The organism is Pseudomonas sp. HY13-MNA-CIBAN-0226 (assembly GCF_040310305.1).
In the GTDB taxonomy this organism is placed as follows: domain Bacteria; phylum Pseudomonadota; class Gammaproteobacteria; order Pseudomonadales; family Pseudomonadaceae; genus Aquipseudomonas; species Aquipseudomonas gregormendelii.
In genome coordinates this window covers 1-15,186 of the sequence record NZ_JBEOPS010000004.1, presented here as the reverse complement: position 1 = coordinate 15,186, position 15,186 = coordinate 1, and the positions used below count along the sequence as shown (strand labels likewise).

Genomic DNA, 15,186 nt, shown 5'->3' with positions numbered 1-15,186 from the left:
CGCGAGCGAGCTCGCTCCTACAGTGGGTGCACCTGAACGATGGCCCTGGCAGCCTGATATCCCGCTTGAACAGTGCCGAACATACAGTGGGGGCAACGCCCGGCGCAGGATTTGTCAGTGTTTACAGGCTGGTGGGGCAGGTGGTTTGCGGATTGCCTGCCGCCTGGCTGATCAGCGCGGCCAGACGCTTGACGTTGTTCTGCTGCGCATCAACCAGGTCGTCAATCGAAGGCCCGGAAGGGGTCTTCAAGGTGCTGCGGCAGGTGAGGGTGCCCTTTTCAGTGGCGCCTGCGTCGCGCAGGCGCCATTTTACGTCGATCAGCCCATATTGACCCGGAATCGAGTCGAACCGCTGCACCTCAAGGCGCACCGAGATATTGCGCCTGGGGTTGCTGTTGACCATCTGGTCGACCAGCGCGCTGCGTAACTCATCCACCAGGCTAGCGCCCCACCATTGGGTTTCAAGAATCGCGATCCCGGTATTGCCCTGGCGCACGACGATCTGCGGACGATCGACCTGGGGCGGCACCGTGAGTGATTCGATCTGGATCTGCGCCGTGGACTGCGAATTCGCGTTCAACTGCGCCGGGGTCAACGTATGGAACTGAATCGGATCACTGCGGCAGGCGGCGAGCAATGACAGCGCGGCGAGCAGGGTGATCTTCAGCGGAAAAGCCATGGGTGATGCTCCTGTGGTCATTTGCTCGGCGGCCCTTGCAGGTCGATAGGCGCGGCATTATTGGGGCGTCCGCGAATCAGCGATTCGGGGTGGCGTCCCAGGTAATCCGCCAGGTCGCGCAAGGAACGCGAGGTACGGCCCAGATCGTCCAGGGTTTCGGACAGTTGCTCACGTTGCGGCGAGTCCTCGGCCAATGTCGAGTTGGCCGACTGCAAGGTCTTGCTGACGTCGGCCAGGGTGCTCTGGACGCCGGGCAACGTCTTGGCATTGAACTGGGTCAGGCCCTTGCGCAGCTCGACCAGATTGGCATCGAGGTTGTTGGCGATTCGTTCGATCGGCAGTTTGTTGATCTTGTCGACCATCGCCTCCAGTTTGCCCTGAATCTCCTCCAGGCTGCCCGGAATGGTTGGAATGCTGACGGGGCGGGCAGTCGCATCGAACGCGACCTTTGGCGCCTTGGGATAGAAGTCCAGCGCAATGTACAGCTGTCCTGTCAACAGGTTGCCACTGCGGGCCTGGGCGCGCAGGCCGTTCTCGACGAAGGAGCCCATCAGGCGCACACCGGCGGCCTCGTCGTTGGAGTCGTGATTCAACACCTTTTGAATCTTGGTATGCGCCGTGCCGAGGCGTTGCGGGTAGATGACGATGCCGACATTCACCGGAAAGCTGCGCTTCTGCGCATCGAAATCGAGGTTGACCGAAACGACTCTGCCGAACTCCGTACCGAGGAACTCCACCGGGGCGCCGACCTTCAGCCCACGCAGCGCCTGATCGAAACGCAGGCTCAGGTACTGCGCCTTGCCATTGGGCGGGGCGAGGGCGGTCTGCTGGTCAGGGAACAGCTCGTAGGCATATTCTTCTGCCGCGGGTTTGTCGTCAGGGCTGTACTCAGGGGCGCGAAAGGCGATGCCGCCGACCAGTATCGAGGACAACGACTCGGTCTTGAGCGCAAAGCCGTTGGCGCCGACACTTACATCAATGCCGCTGGCGTTCCAGAACCGGGTGTTTTGTGTGACATAGGCATCATTGGGCGAGTGGACGAACACGTCGATGTTCACCCCTTTGCCATCGGGGTCCAGGGCGTAGGCCACCACCTGGCCGACCGGGATCTTGCGGTAGTAGACAGGCGAGCCGATGTCCAGCGAGCCCAGGTCCTGGGTGTGCAGGGTAAAGCGCTTGCCCGGTTCGCCGTAGGTGATCGGCGGCGGGTTTTCCATGCCCTGGAAGCGCTTCGCCCGGGTGTTGGCCTGGCCGATATCAGCGCCGATGTAATCGCCGGACAGCAGGGTGTCGATACCCGACACACCGCCAGCCCCGATGCGCGGGCGCACGACCCAGAACTTCGAGTCTTCACGGGTAAAGCTTTCCGCCTGCTTGGCCAGTTTTATCGTGGCATTGACACTTTTCTGGTCGTCACTGAGTTCGACTTCCGAGACATGGCCGATCACCACGTTGCGGTACTTGACCTCGGTCTTGTTGGCGGTGAGGCCGGCGCCCGTCTTGAACGTGATGGTGATGGTCGGCCCTTGCTGCAGGATGCTGTGCACCACCAGCGAAATACCTACCAGTACCGCAACGATCGGCACGATCCACACCAGGGAAACGCTGAACCTGCGGGTCTTGATCGGGGCCTGGCCGGGGGCCTGGGGCCCGTCAGTGGCTTGCGACTTCATCCATGACCTCCTCGATATGCGGCTTTTCCCGCGATTCATTCCAGATCAGGCGTGGGTCGAAACTCATCGCCGCCAGCATGGTGAACACCACCACCAGGCCAAAAAACAGAATACCCGGCCTTGGCTCGATATCGGCCAGGGCCTGAAATTTCACCAGGGCGGCGACCAGCGCCACGACGATGACGTCGAGCATCGACCAGTAGCCGATCACCTCGACGAAGCGATACATTTTCGAGCGCTCCCTGCGTGCCCACAGGCTGTTGCGCTGGACGGTCACCAGCAGCAGCGTCAGGGCCACGAACTTGATGCCCGGCACCGCGATGCTGGCGATGAAGATGATCAGGGCGATGTCCCAGGCACCCGCTTCCCAGAACTCCAGCACGCCACTCATGATCGTGCTGTCGGCGCCATTGCCGACCATCTTTGTGTTCATGACCGGCAACAGGTTGGCGGGAATGTAGAACACCAGCGAGGTCAGCAGGTAAGCCCAGGTCCGGGTGATCGAGTTGGTCTTGCGTCGGTGCAAGGGCGCGTCACAGCGTTCGCACTCATGGGGTTCATGCGTCATGTCGCACGCCAGGCCGCAACTGTGACAGAGGCATAGGTCGAGGTCATGCGCCACTGGCGGTCGGCTCATAGGGTGTCCCACAGATCACGCACGTCGCGCCCGGCGATGCGGATCATCATCAGGCTGAGCACGGCAAGGGCGAACAGGCCGATGCCGGGCAATACATCGAGCAACCCTGCCAGTTTGATCACGGCGACCATGGCCCCCAGCAGGCAGACTTCGAGCATGCTCCAGGGGCGCAGGGTTTCCAGCCAGCGCATGCAGGGTTTGAAGCCGGGGCAGCGTTGCCCGGAGAGGGCGAAACCGAGTACCCAGATCAGCAGCACCAGCTGAAAGATCGGGGCGATGATCATGGCGATGGCTGCGACCATGGCGATGAAGGTGATGGGGCCCTGGCTGAGGGCCAGTACCGAATCCCAGAGCGTGGCACTGTTTTTCAAGCCCTTGAGGCTGATGCTCATTACCGGGTAGAAGTTGGTGAAGATCCACACCACCAGCGCCGTGAGGCTCAACGCCAGGCGCTGCTCTATGGTCAAGCCGTTATAGCGCTGGAGCACCCCGCCACAACGTGAGCACAGGGTTTTCTGATGTTTGGCGAGCGTCGCTTTTTGAAACACGCAATCGCAATGCTCGCAGATGATCAACTGGTCGTTCGAGGCCATGGGTCGCGCTCAATAAGAGGCTTTAAAGGCAGAGCACCTCCTCAATATAGAGGCGAGTGGCGAATCAGCAAATCGAAATTGAATCAAAGCCATGAGACGACAGGATGCATGAACCCTGCAGGAGCTGCCGAAGGCTGCGATCTTTGCCTTTATTTAGGGTCAAGGTCAAAAGATCGCAGCCTTCGGCAGCTCCTACGGGGGCGGATTTAGCCCAGGATTTCGCGCACCCGATACCACAACATCCCCAGCGCCAGCAGCGGCGAGCGCAGCATCGGGCCGCCGGGGAAGGTCATGTGCGGCACGGCGCTGAATACATCGAAGCCCTGGCTGTGTCCGGCATGTATCGCTTCACCCAGTAGCTTGGCGCACCAATGGGTCACGTTCAGCCCATGCCCGGAGTAACCCTGGGCATAGTAGACATTCGGGTGCTGGCCCAAGCGACCGACCTGGGGGAAGCGATTGGCGCTGATGCCGATCTTGCCGCCCCATTGGTAGTCGATGCGCACATCCGCCAGTTGCGGGAACACCTTGAGCATCTGCGGGCGCATATAGGCGGCAATGTCCGCCGGGTCGCGGCCGGAATAATGACAGGCACCGCCAAACAACAAGCGTCGGTCGGCCGAAAGCCGGTAATAATCCAGCCCGACCTTCTGATCGCACAACGCCAGGTTGTGGGGGATCAATGCACTGGCGGCATCCGCGGTCAGCGGCTCGGTCGCAATGATGTAGCTGCCGGCGGGCAACACCTTGCCACTGAGTTTGGGCTCGAGTTCATCCAGGTGCGCGTTGCACGCCAGCACCAGCCTGCCCGCACGCACCGTGCCACCCGCGCAACGCACCTGCACCGTATCGCCATGGATCAACTCCAGCACCGGACTCTGCTCGAAGATCTGCACCCCGAGGGACGCAGCCAGGCGTGCTTCGCCAAGGATCAGGTTGAGCGGATGCAGGTGCCCCGAGCCCATGTCCACCAGGCCGCCGGCATACACGCCGGAGTCCACCACTTCCTGGCGGATCTGCTGCGGCCCCACCAGGCGGGTTTCATGGGCGTATCCACTCGTCTGCAGTTGCTGCTGCTCAGCCTTGAATGCGGCGAACTGCGCCTGGGTGTTGGCCAGTTCGCAAAAGCCCCAGCGCAAGTCGCAATCAATGGCGTGCTCGCGAATGCGCTGGCCCACCAGTTCGACCGATGCTGTGCCGGCGTGCTCCAGATAACGCACGCCATCCGCCCCGATGTAACGGCCAAACCCGCTGACGTCATGGCCGATCCCACGGATCAACTGTCCACCATTGCGCCCACTGGCGCCCCAGCCAATCCGCCGTGCTTCGAGCAGAATCACCGAAAGCCCACGCTGCGCCAGCTCGATCGCGGTATTGACCCCGGTAAAACCGCCGCCTATCACACACACGTCAACTACCCGATCAGTCGCCAGGCTCGGGTAGGCCGTCAGGTCCCGGGCCGTGGCGGCGTAGTAAGAGTGCGCATGTTCCTGAGTGTACTGGTTCATTTGTTGGACTTCACTTTGCTCCACGAACGCGTCATCAGTCGCATGATCGCCTGGGGCGGGGTAGTCGAGATGTAGAGCTTGTCGAGGACGGCCTGAGGAGGATAGACCTCGGGGTTGTTTACCAGCTCCGGGTCCATGAATTGTTTGGCGTCAGGGTTGGGGTTGGCGTAGCCGACCGAGGCGCTGACTTTGGCAATCACTTGCGGGTCGAGCAGGTAATTGATGAACGCATGGGCTTCTTTAGGGTTGCTAGCGTCGGCTGGAATCGCCAGCAGGTCAAACCACAGGTTGCTGCCTTCCTTGGGGATGGCGTAGGCGATGTTCACCCCGTTCCCGGCTTCCTTGGCGCGGTTGGCGGCCTGGAACACGTCGCCGGAATAGCCGAAGGCGACGCAGATGTCACCATTGGCCAGGTCGGACACATACTTGGACGAGTGGAAATACGTGATGTATGGGCGGATGCTCAGGAGTTTGGCTTCGGCTTTCTGGTAATCCTCGGGATTTTCACTGCGCGGGTCCATGCCCATGTAATTGAGAATGGCGGGGAACACTTCGTCCGCCGAATCCATCATCGAGACGCCGCACTGGCTGAGTTTTTTCAGGTTTTCCGGCTCGAACATCACGGCCCAGGAGTCGATCCGGTCGATGCCGAGCACCTGTTTGACCTTTTCAACGTTGTATCCGATGCCGTTAGTGCCCCACAGGTACGGCACCGAATGCTCGTTACCCCGGTCGTTGCTTTCCAGCAGGGCGAGGAGCTTGGGGTCCAGGTGCTTGTAGTTAGGCAATTGCGCGCGATCGAGCTTGAGGAACGCGCCGGCTTTTACCTGACGGGCGAGGAAGTGGTTGGACGGCACCACCACGTCGTATCCGGTCCGCCCGGCGAGCAGCTTGCCTTCGAGGGTTTCGTTGGAATCAAAGACGTCATAGATGACTTTTATCCCGCTTTTCGCCTGGAAGTCGACCAGGGTGGTCTCGCCAATGTAATCGGTCCAGTTGTAGACACTGACGGTAGGCTGGGCCTGAGACACTGCGCTGAACAGCAAGGCCAGCGTTGCCGGGACCACGGATTTCAATAGACGCATTCGACACCTCTTGGAGTTATTGGATTTTTCAGGTGTTTCTGTCGTGTTGTTGGTGGCTCATCGCGAGCAGGCTCACTCCCACAGTTGACGGCATTCCAAAGTGGGAACGAATGGCATGCATTCCCCTGAGGGAGCGAGCCTGGTCGCGATGGGGCCTTCGCAGACGCCTGATACCTAAACGCTGAACAACAGAAATTCACGCTCCCACGAACTGATCACCCGCTTGAAGTTCTCGTGTTCGGCGCGCTTCACCGCGACATACCCGCGCACGAATTTGCTGCCCAGGACCTTTTCGATGGTCTGGCACTCTTCCATTTGCGTCAGGGCGTCCTCGATGGTGATCGGCAGGCGCAGGTTGCGCCGCTCATAGGCGCGACCCTCTACCGCCGCGCTTGGCTGCACGCCTTCGATCATGCCCAGGTAACCACACAACAGGCTGGCGGCAATCGCCAGGTAGGGGTTGGCATCTGCGCCGGGCAGGCGGTTCTCCACGCGCATCGCCTCGGGGCTTGAGGTCGGTACCCGCAGGCCGACGGTACGGTTCTCCTCGCCCCATTCGACGTTCACCGGGGCCGAGGTGTCCGGCAGGAAGCGGCGGAACGAATTGACGTTGGGCGCGAACATCGGCAGCACTTTGGGGATGTACTTCTGCAGGCCGCCAATGTGGTTTAAAAACAGCTCGCTCATCTTGCCGTCGGCGTCGACGAAAATCGGCTGGCCGGTGCTGATGTCCACCACGCTCTGGTGAATGTGCATGGCGCTGCCGGGCTCATCGCCGATGGGCTTGGCCATGAAGGTTGCCGCCACGTTGTGCTTGAGCGCCGCTTCGCGCAGCGTGCGCTTGAATACGGTGATCTGGTCGGCAAGGTCCAGCGCGTCGCCGTGACGGAAGTTGATCTCCATCTGCGCCGGGCCGTCTTCGTGGATCAGTGTGTCCAGGTCAAGGCCTTGCAGTTCACACCAGTCGTAGACGTCTTCGAACAACGGGTCGAATTCATTGGCGGCGTCGATGGAAAACGACTGCCGGCCACTTTCCGCACGGCCCGAACGGCCCAGTGGTGCCTTGAGGGGCAAGTCCGGGTCTTCGCAGCGCTGGGTCAGGTAGAACTCCATTTCCGGCGCAACAATCGGTCGCCAGCCTTTGTCGGTGTACAACTGCAGGACTTTTTTCAGGACGTTGCGCGGTGACAGTTCAATGGGGTTGCCGAACTTGTCGAACGTGTCATGGATAACGATAGCCGTCGGCTCGATGGCCCACGGCACCACGTACACCGCGTCGGCGTCGGGCTTGCAGACCATGTCGATATCGGCCGGGTCGAGCAGGTCGTAGTAGATGTCGTCATCGACAAAGTCCCCGGTCACCGTTTGCAACAGCACACTTTCCGGCAGGCGCATGCCTCGCTCATGCAGGAACTTGTTGGTGGGTGCAATCTTGCCGCGTGCAATGCCGGTCAAATCGCTGACGACGCACTCGACTTCGGTAATCTTGTGATCTTTCAGCCAAGTGAACAGCTGATCGAAAGGGACATTCATACAGACCTCGTTATTGGTTTTATTAACGCCGGGGAGGGCGGTTTCATCCACCACACCCTTCCCCTGGGACGCGTTGACGACTATCTTGGGCGAGCCTTGCAGTTCCATCTATCCACTTTCAGCAGCACCAAAACGCACCAAACGAGTGCGTAAGGTTCACCCATGACAGCGTCCAGCCCGTTACAAGTCCAAGCGTTCAACACCGAAGATGTGGCCGAACAGATCCGCGCCACGCCCGGGTGGGTGCAGCAATACCAGCAGATGTCACCGGGGCATTTCGCCGGGCGCGTGCGTTACCTGGACCTGCAGGGCGTGGAGATTTACGAAGAGCAGATGAACACCCGGGTCGAGCAGAATTTCAGTGCGCCCCAGGGGGCGCTGGCGTTCTGTTTCGATCGCAGTGACAACGCGTTGTATGTGCTCAATGGCGAGAGCCGCAACATCTGGATCACCCCGGAGAACTACCAGGAAATCGCCGTGGTGTTCGGTCCGGACTTCGTGCGACGTCACGGCCTGGACGTTGCCAGGCTCGAGGGTCTGTTCCTGGCGCCGTTGAATTCAGGACAGAACGCCTTGTTCAGTCGCTGGCTCAGCAGCACCTTGACCCAGCTGACACAGACAATCGATCCACCCAGCAGGGAAGCCCTGACCCAACAGTTGCTCGAGGACTGCCTCTATCTGCTCGACAATGCCAGTGTGTGCCTGGATCACGGTGGTCTGCAGCGCCGCACCGAGGAACGGGCGGTGATGAAGCGCATTGGTGAGTGGGCAGCGGACTCGCCGGAGGAAACCCTCAACCTGCTGCAACTTGCCCAGGTTGCCGGGGTGTCGTTGCGCCAGGTCCAGCACGCGTTCAAGGCCTACACCGGCATGACGCCCACCCACTGGCTGCGCTTGCGCCGACTGAACAGTGCGCACCGCGAACTGCTCGGGTGCAGACCCATGGACACTACCGTGGCCGAGGTCGCGATGAAGTGGTCGTTCTGGCATCTGGGGCGGTTTTCCAGCAGCTACCGTGCGTTGTTCAAGGAACTGCCAAGCGAGACACTCAAGCGCAGTGGCCGAAACCACCGCGCAACTGGATGATCCTGTGTCTGCCAATCCCTGTGGCGAGGGCGCTCGCTCCCGCTGTTTTTCGCAGGCGTATCTTTATCCCAATCAGACTGTCGGCGCAGGTGTGGCCAACGCGATTCCCGCCGCGCCTAACCGCTTCAGTATCTCGAACAACAGATCACTCTTGGTCGCGGCGACGATCCTCGGGCTGCTGACGTAGCCCGTGACGGTCAGCGTGATGCCCTCGGGGCTGAGCTTGCTGAAGCGCACCATCGGCGCAGGCTTGTCGAGAATGGTTTCGTGCTCGCAGTAGGTGTCGTACAGCAGGTTCTTGACTTGCTCGGGGTCAATGTCCAGCGGAAAGGTCAGCTCCAGGCTGGCCACCCCCTGCGCGCTGCCGCCCAGGGTCACATTGCGCAGGTTCTGCGAGATTAGCTGCGAGTTAGGGACGATGACGATGGAGCGGTCGCTGAGCTGAATTTCCGTGGCCCGCACGTTGATCCGGCGAATATCGCCTTCGACCCCGCTGATACTGATCAGGTCGCCTACCTTTACCGGGCGCTCGGTCAGCAGAATCAGGCCGGAAACGAAGTTCTTCACGATCTCCTGCAAACCGAAACCGATGCCCACCGACAGGGCGCTGACGATCCACGCCAGGTTGGTCCACTGGATACCCAGGGACGACAGCGTCAGCAGGATCACCAGCGCGTAGCCGATGTTGGCAAATAGCGTGCTGAGGGACGCGCACATGCCCGGATCCATATTGGTCTTGGGCAGGAACTCGTTATCCAGCCAGCGGCGCAGCGAGCGGATCAGGTAGATGCCGATCAGCAGCGCCAGCACCGCGTTGAGCAAATGAGCCGGAACCACATTGAGTTTGCGCAAGCCGTCGCCACCGAGGATAGCCACCACCTGGCTGAATAATTGCCCCAGCGTGACTCCGACGCCACCGACGAACATGGAAATGATCGCCAGCAACAGCAACGCGGCGCGGCCCACACCGGACAGCACGATGGAAATTTGCTCGAGACGAGTGTCACCGATGCCGAGCAATTGTTTGAGCGCCTTGCCGCTCGCGCTCTTGGCGGAGAACAGGTATTCACAGCTGTCCTTGAGCAGCTGGATGAGCAGGTAGAAACCGCAGAGGACGAGGAAGCCCCAGACCAGTTCATAGGTGATGAAGCGTGCCAGGGACACGTAACCGATCAGCAGGGCGAACAGCGAAATGATCATGGCCACGGTGGCAGCGGAATAAATCAGCCCGGCCAGCGTGGTACTGGCCTCCGGTGAGTCGCCGGCCACCACTACGGCCCTGCGGGCTTTGTTGGCGCGGCGAAACAGCATCGCAAACAGCACGGTGACGACCAGGGCAATCACCCCGCGCCCCAGCAATATGGCCGAGGCGCTCATGCCGCTGACATTGCTGATTTGCGCCAGGCCCACCAATACCAGCAGGGTGCAGGCCACTATCCGCGGAAAGGGTTCGAGTGCGTGGGCCACGGAGTCGGAGATGGTCGGCAGCCGCCACGACGGATGCGCGGTCGACAACAGCGCGCGGCTCAACCCGGTAATCATCACGCACAGATAAATCAGCTTTTCAAACTCGTCGGCGAAATTCTGCAGCATTGGTGTCAGCGGCAGCTGGCGGGTGAGTGCGTAGAACAGCAACTGCATCGCCAGCGCGGTAGCGAGCACCGTGGCGATCACCGAAGCCAGGGCAAGCGAACTGCGACGCAAACGTCCTTCAGGCATGCGATGAATACACAGCCAGGTCAGTCCGCGATCAGCCACCCTGCGGCCCCAGCTCCAGATTGCCAGTGCCAGCACCACCAACAACACGGTAGCCAGACGTTTGCCCGGTTGCCAGGCGACTGCCAGGGCGTCTTGGGCCTGCTCTACGAACTCGCTCAAGCGCTGGCGATCGTCTTTGCGCGGGCTGAACAACGGCGACCAGAACTCCGGCCCCAGGATGCTGCCACTGCGCAGGGTGACCTCGCTCTCCAGAAGGCTGCGGCGAATGCCGGCGATCTGCGGGATGAGCCCGGCGGCGCTGGCTCTGAGCGCTGCCAGTGTGGTGAGGCTGGCGTCGATCCGGCGCTTTTGCTCAGACAGGTCAGCGCGTTGCATGGCGATTTCCGACTTCTCTGCGCCGACCTCGACCGGCGACACCGGCCCCAGCACGTCCAGTTGCGCCTGCAACTGCTTCTGCTCGGGCAGCAGCGTTGACTGCAGGGTGTCGATGTCATTGATATACAGCTGCACCGAATCCTGCAGGCCGACCATCAGGCTCAGGTTGTTCGCCTGGGAGACTTGCTGCTTGATGCGATCCAGGCGAACCTGCAAGTCCTGCAACTCGCTTTGGGACACCGAAAATGAGGGCGCTCCCGGGACTGCGGAGATCGGGTTTGGCGCCTCCGCCGCCCAAAGCACTGCGGTGCTGGCTTGAAACAGCATGACTACGCTCAACACCAGCCACTTCAATGCATCACCCATACACGCGTCCCGCCCCCTGACTTTCCGAAGTAGATAGTGCATCACCCCGTCGGCTCCATTTTGCAGCGCAGTGTCCCGGAGCCCGGCTTCTGGAATAGCACATCATCACCGGTTTGCGAAAAACTAAAGTAACCCGTGTTGTCCTTGCCGCTGTAGCGCCGACCTGTCCCCGCAGGTTCCTGGCTCAGGGTGATCGACGAGTTGGCCCAGCGCAGGTAAACCACACCGGGGTCGGCGTTGAACCAGGTAGCGGCGATCAGCGCATTAAGCCCCGCACATCGAATCGCCAGCGGGCCTTCGGTGAGCCGGTCCGGGTCCTTGGTCCTGACGATGGCAGAGCCCTGGCGCAACTGATGGGCGCGTTCGGCATAGCGGCTCACCGTACACGCCTTGGGATCCGCTTCGATGAAGCATTGATTGCGCGTCAGTGTCCAGATTTGCTGGTCGGTGCTGACTTTTCCCGGGGGCGGAACCGAGTGCTCGTCCGTGAGCGCCAGGCGGTAGAGACGGTCCAGTTCACGGTCCATTCGCGCCAGTTGCGAGTCACGACAGATCAGCTTTTCCACCGGTGCACTCGCGCTGGCGCAATCGAAGCTGGTTTTAAACAGGGGGGCAGGGGTGGCAGCCCTGGCGCAGAGGCTTGTCGCCGCGCTGGCGGCAAGCAGACAGGTGCAGATAACCGTGAGCGTTTTCATGATCGATCCAGTTTAATCGGAGATCGGCAGCACCACGGACAGCCAGGCGATCCAGCCTTTGGGGCGATGCCTGCAATCCTCCTGGTCATCGGGATTCTCGTTCTGTGATCGAAAGTCAGCTCGCACAGGCTTTTATAGTAGACACAGACTGCGACCGCCGCCGGGAAGTGCACAAGACGTTGCCTGGCATGCAGGCTCCAAGAGCGACGCTGAGCAAAGGCAACAGGATGCGGTGATCGCCAGGAACCTATGGGGGTAATTTTCCAAGCAGTGCCGCACGCCCATAATGTTAACCAATACCAGCATAAGACTGTTTAATACTGATTCCGATGCGCTTTATATTTTTAATACACCTTATAAAGCATGCTATGGTTAACCTTATTAAGGTTAAAGCTCCAATTGGTGCATGTTATGAACGACTTTTTTCCGGTTGCCTGCAGCGATACCCTCTGCAGGATAGGTCTCCTGGTGAAATCCCGGCGACTGGCTCTGGGCCTGCGTCAATCTGATCTCAAATCCGCATTGGGCATCTCCGAGCACATCCTGCGCAAGATCGAAAATGGCTCGGAGTCAGTCGATCTTCGCTCATTCATGTTGGTGCTGTGGCGCCTGGGGATCAACGAGACGGTCTTTGCGTCACTGGACGGGGTGGAAACCACGTCGCAGGTTGCTCGCTACGTCACTGACGCGGATGCCTACCAGAGCATCGCCAACAAGCGCGTGCGCCTGCCGAAAACCAAGGCGGAGGAGTTCTGATGTCCCGTGCCTATATCTACATGGAGCACCCGGACACTGGTGAACTGCTGACCCTGGGCCGGGTGACGCTGCAGGGTAAATTCGGCGAGTTCATTTATGCCCCCGACTACGTCGAGCGCGGCGGCTGGGTGCCAGATCCGATCAACTATCCCTTGCGTACCGAAGCCTATACCGGCATCAGCAAAAACCGCGGCATCCCCGGCTTCGTCAATGACGCAATGCCGGACGGTTGGGGCGAGCGCCTGCTGCAGCGTGCATTTGGGCAGGTGCTGGCACCTATCGATTTCCTGCTCAAGTCGCCGAACAACGACCGGGTCGGCAACCTCCTGGCTGGCACTGCGACTGTGCCCGCGCCCGGATTGGGGGAAGGGCCGGTGCCTACGCTCAAAGGCCTGGGGAAGTTTATCGAGGCCTGCGAAGCGGTGTACGACGGCCAGCTCGATGAGCAGTCGATCGCCATGCTCAACATCCGCCAGCAGCGCTCGTCCCTGGGCGGTGCACGACCCAAGCGCACCTTGCAGGACAGCGGAATGCTGATCCTGGCCAAGCCCCGCGATCGTTTTGACCTCTATGATTTCCCTGCAATCGAATACGCCTGCATGACCTTTGCCGCGTCGAAAGGGCTGAACGTGGCCAACACCGCATTGCACGCCGAATCACCGTCGACGCTGCTGATCGAGCGTTTCGACCGCACCCCGCTGGCCGACGGCGCCCGACGCATCCCGATGCTCAGCGCGCTGACCTTGCTTGACTCCGAATGGAACGAGCAGTACCACCGTGACTGGCGCTACGCCTCGGTGGCTGATGAAATGCGCCGGCGCGGCGTGCCCGACGGCGATCTGCAGGAGCTGTTCAAACGCATGTGCTACAACGCTCTGGTGGGTAACAGCGACGATCATCCGCGCAACCATTCGATCATCTGGCTTGGCGGGCAATGGCGTCTGTCACCGATGTACGACGTTTTACCGATTATCGATGAGGGACCTGCCCAGACCTTGTCCATGGCGGTGGGCCGCGAAGGCACCAGGATCAGCCGCGTCAACCTGCTCAGCCACCACGCGCACTTCGCCCTGACCCGCGAACACGCCGAGCACCTGCTGGACGAAGTCATTGGCTGGGAGGAAGCGCTCAAGGACTACTACGCCACCTGCCTGCGCGGCGAAGAACTGGTCATGTCCCGGGCTGCGGTCAGCACCGAGCGGATGCGGTAGCCGGCGCCTGCAGATTGGCTTGCAACCATTCTGGCCGCTGTTGTCGCCCAAACCAGCGAAGCTGTCTATCTGCGCAGCGAACTGGTGGGAGAGGGCGGTGCCATCGAAGTGGACGGCCATGGAACCGGGATCATGGCCGAGAGCAGCTGGATCAAATCCAACCGCAACCCCGACTGGAGCAAAGCCGAGGTCGAACAAGCGCTCAACGAACGCCTGGGTTTACGCAAAATCATCTGGCTACCGGGCATCAAAGGCAAAGGCATCACCGAGACCCACGTGGATTTTTACGCACGTTTCGTCAAGCCGGGCGTGGTGATCGCCAACCTCGACAACGCAGATGCGAAGGCACTGGAACTGCTGTCCGGACTTTATCCGGACAGGGAGATGGTAATGCTGAACATTGACGCGATTGCAGCGGGTGGTGGCGGGATTCACTGCGTGACCTGCCATCAACCTGCGGTGTGACAAAGACGGAGATGGAGGTGATCTGGGACGCGGTAAAATCTAATTCAACTAAAGAGACATTTAGTATAGTTAAATTCTACCTTCGTTCAGCTGTCCAATAGAGCAGGTCTTTTATTCTAGATCACAGCCAGAGCGAGTGTTCACTTGGAATGCTGGGCTGTACCTCTGGTTTGCGGAAGATTGCTCGCCAAATTATGGTTTTAGCGCTTCAGGCACCTCACACTCAGGCCAATTAACTCTCTTGCTTCTTAAGGGAATAGGCGTTTTTCACGAATCGACATCAATGCCAGTTGGCTGACAGACCATAACGCCAGTCAACAAACAGGCCATGGGTCTCGTCCTCAATACGGGTCAACACTGCGAGCTCAAATCTCGACAACAGCAAGCCGGGGCAAAAATCCATCTCCATCATGATCACGCGAAACATCGTAAACACCGTAGGAGCTGCCGAAGGCTGCGATCTTTTGACTTTGACTTTGAGATACCGCACCAACTGAACCACCAAGCAAAAGGTTTTCAAACTGAGAAATGCAGCGCCGACCAAACCAAGTCGAGGTAGAGGACAACGAAGCGCAAACGCAGTTGTGCAATCATCTTCAAGATCAACACAAGCAAACCAGATCTCAAGCATCCGAACCGGTCCCAAGAGCCCGACGATCAAATGACCACCATTTGAGAAGAGGCCACCTCGAAATCCACGCCCAACCGGGCTAACCGCGCAATCCAACGTTACGCATAATGACGGGCGTTACGTTTAACGGCCTATGGAAACTGGCTTGGCCACCATGGGTCGTTTAATGTAACG

The 15,186-nt window shown here is 60.0% G+C and carries 13 protein-coding genes and 1 pseudogene; 4 read left to right on the top strand and 10 right to left on the bottom strand.

Features of this window, described 5'->3' with window-relative positions; translation table 11 throughout:
• Positions 1–121: 121 nt before the first annotated feature.
• The 7 genes from AAEZ05_RS05450 to AAEZ05_RS05420 form a co-directional block, all read right to left on the bottom strand.
• Positions 122–679 carry a PqiC family protein gene (locus AAEZ05_RS05450; protein ID WP_045058400.1) on the bottom strand — a complete coding sequence of 186 codons (558 nt, stop codon included), beginning with the start codon at positions 677–679 and terminating at the stop codon, positions 122–124.
• Between the two features lie 17 nt (positions 680–696).
• Positions 697–2,352, bottom strand: a complete 1,656-nt coding sequence (locus AAEZ05_RS05445) for a PqiB family protein (RefSeq protein WP_045058401.1) — start codon at positions 2,350–2,352, stop codon at positions 697–699.
• Positions 2,333–2,989 (bottom strand): paraquat-inducible protein A, encoded by a 657-nt coding sequence (locus AAEZ05_RS05440; RefSeq protein WP_045058402.1) that lies wholly within the window; start codon positions 2,987–2,989, stop codon positions 2,333–2,335. Before AAEZ05_RS05440 ends, AAEZ05_RS05445 begins: the two co-directional genes overlap by 20 nt.
• The gene (locus tag AAEZ05_RS05435) at positions 2,986–3,582 is read right to left on the bottom strand and encodes a paraquat-inducible protein A (RefSeq protein WP_045058403.1); all 597 of its coding nucleotides are present in this window, start codon (positions 3,580–3,582) and stop codon (positions 2,986–2,988) included. The genes AAEZ05_RS05440 and AAEZ05_RS05435 overlap by 4 nt, the downstream gene beginning before the upstream one ends.
• Before the next feature lie 206 nt (positions 3,583–3,788).
• Positions 3,789–5,090, bottom strand: a complete 1,302-nt coding sequence (locus AAEZ05_RS05430) for an NAD(P)/FAD-dependent oxidoreductase (RefSeq protein WP_045058404.1) — start codon at positions 5,088–5,090, stop codon at positions 3,789–3,791.
• Positions 5,087–6,175, bottom strand: coding sequence for a polyamine ABC transporter substrate-binding protein (locus AAEZ05_RS05425; protein ID WP_350646760.1), 1,089 nt, complete (start codon positions 6,173–6,175; stop codon positions 5,087–5,089). Before AAEZ05_RS05425 ends, AAEZ05_RS05430 begins: the two co-directional genes overlap by 4 nt.
• A gap of 174 nt (positions 6,176–6,349) precedes the next feature.
• Positions 6,350–7,708 carry a glutamine synthetase family protein gene (locus AAEZ05_RS05420; protein ID WP_045058651.1) on the bottom strand — a complete coding sequence of 453 codons (1,359 nt, stop codon included), beginning with the start codon at positions 7,706–7,708 and terminating at the stop codon, positions 6,350–6,352.
• 162 nt (positions 7,709–7,870) lie between these two features.
• On the opposite strand from AAEZ05_RS05420, the gene AAEZ05_RS05415 reads away from it, so the two are divergent.
• Entirely contained in the window at positions 7,871–8,794 is a 924-nt protein-coding gene (locus tag AAEZ05_RS05415; RefSeq protein WP_045058406.1) for a helix-turn-helix domain-containing protein, read from the top strand.
• A gap of 72 nt (positions 8,795–8,866) precedes the next feature.
• Here the strand turns inward: AAEZ05_RS05415 and AAEZ05_RS05410 are convergent, their stop codons facing one another.
• Both AAEZ05_RS05410 and AAEZ05_RS05405 read right to left on the bottom strand, forming a co-directional pair.
• The gene (locus AAEZ05_RS05410) at positions 8,867–11,254 is read right to left on the bottom strand and encodes a DUF3772 domain-containing protein (protein ID WP_045058407.1); all 2,388 of its coding nucleotides are present in this window, start codon (positions 11,252–11,254) and stop codon (positions 8,867–8,869) included.
• Between the two features lie 41 nt (positions 11,255–11,295).
• Positions 11,296–11,949 carry an MliC family protein gene (locus AAEZ05_RS05405; RefSeq protein ID WP_045058408.1) on the bottom strand — a complete coding sequence of 218 codons (654 nt, stop codon included), beginning with the start codon at positions 11,947–11,949 and terminating at the stop codon, positions 11,296–11,298.
• A gap of 411 nt (positions 11,950–12,360) precedes the next feature.
• Between AAEZ05_RS05405 and AAEZ05_RS05400 the strand changes: the two genes are divergently transcribed.
• The 3 genes and pseudogenes from AAEZ05_RS05400 to AAEZ05_RS05390 all read left to right on the top strand — a co-directional run.
• A complete protein-coding gene (locus tag AAEZ05_RS05400) occupies positions 12,361–12,705 on the top strand; it encodes a helix-turn-helix domain-containing protein (RefSeq protein ID WP_045058409.1) in 345 nt (114 codons plus the stop codon).
• A complete protein-coding gene (locus tag AAEZ05_RS05395; protein WP_045058410.1) occupies positions 12,705–13,916 on the top strand; it encodes a type II toxin-antitoxin system HipA family toxin in 1,212 nt (403 codons plus the stop codon). The genes AAEZ05_RS05400 and AAEZ05_RS05395 overlap by 1 nt, the downstream gene beginning before the upstream one ends.
• A gap of 30 nt (positions 13,917–13,946) precedes the next feature.
• Positions 13,947–14,381: pseudogene (locus AAEZ05_RS05390) on the top strand (agmatine deiminase family protein); the annotation flags it as partial.
• A 280-nt stretch (positions 14,382–14,661) separates the two neighbouring features.
• On the opposite strand, the gene AAEZ05_RS05385 reads toward AAEZ05_RS05390, so the two are convergent.
• Positions 14,662–15,012 carry a hypothetical protein gene (locus AAEZ05_RS05385; protein WP_152644244.1) on the bottom strand — a complete coding sequence of 117 codons (351 nt, stop codon included), beginning with the start codon at positions 15,010–15,012 and terminating at the stop codon, positions 14,662–14,664.
• Positions 15,013–15,186: the final 174 nt, after the last annotated feature.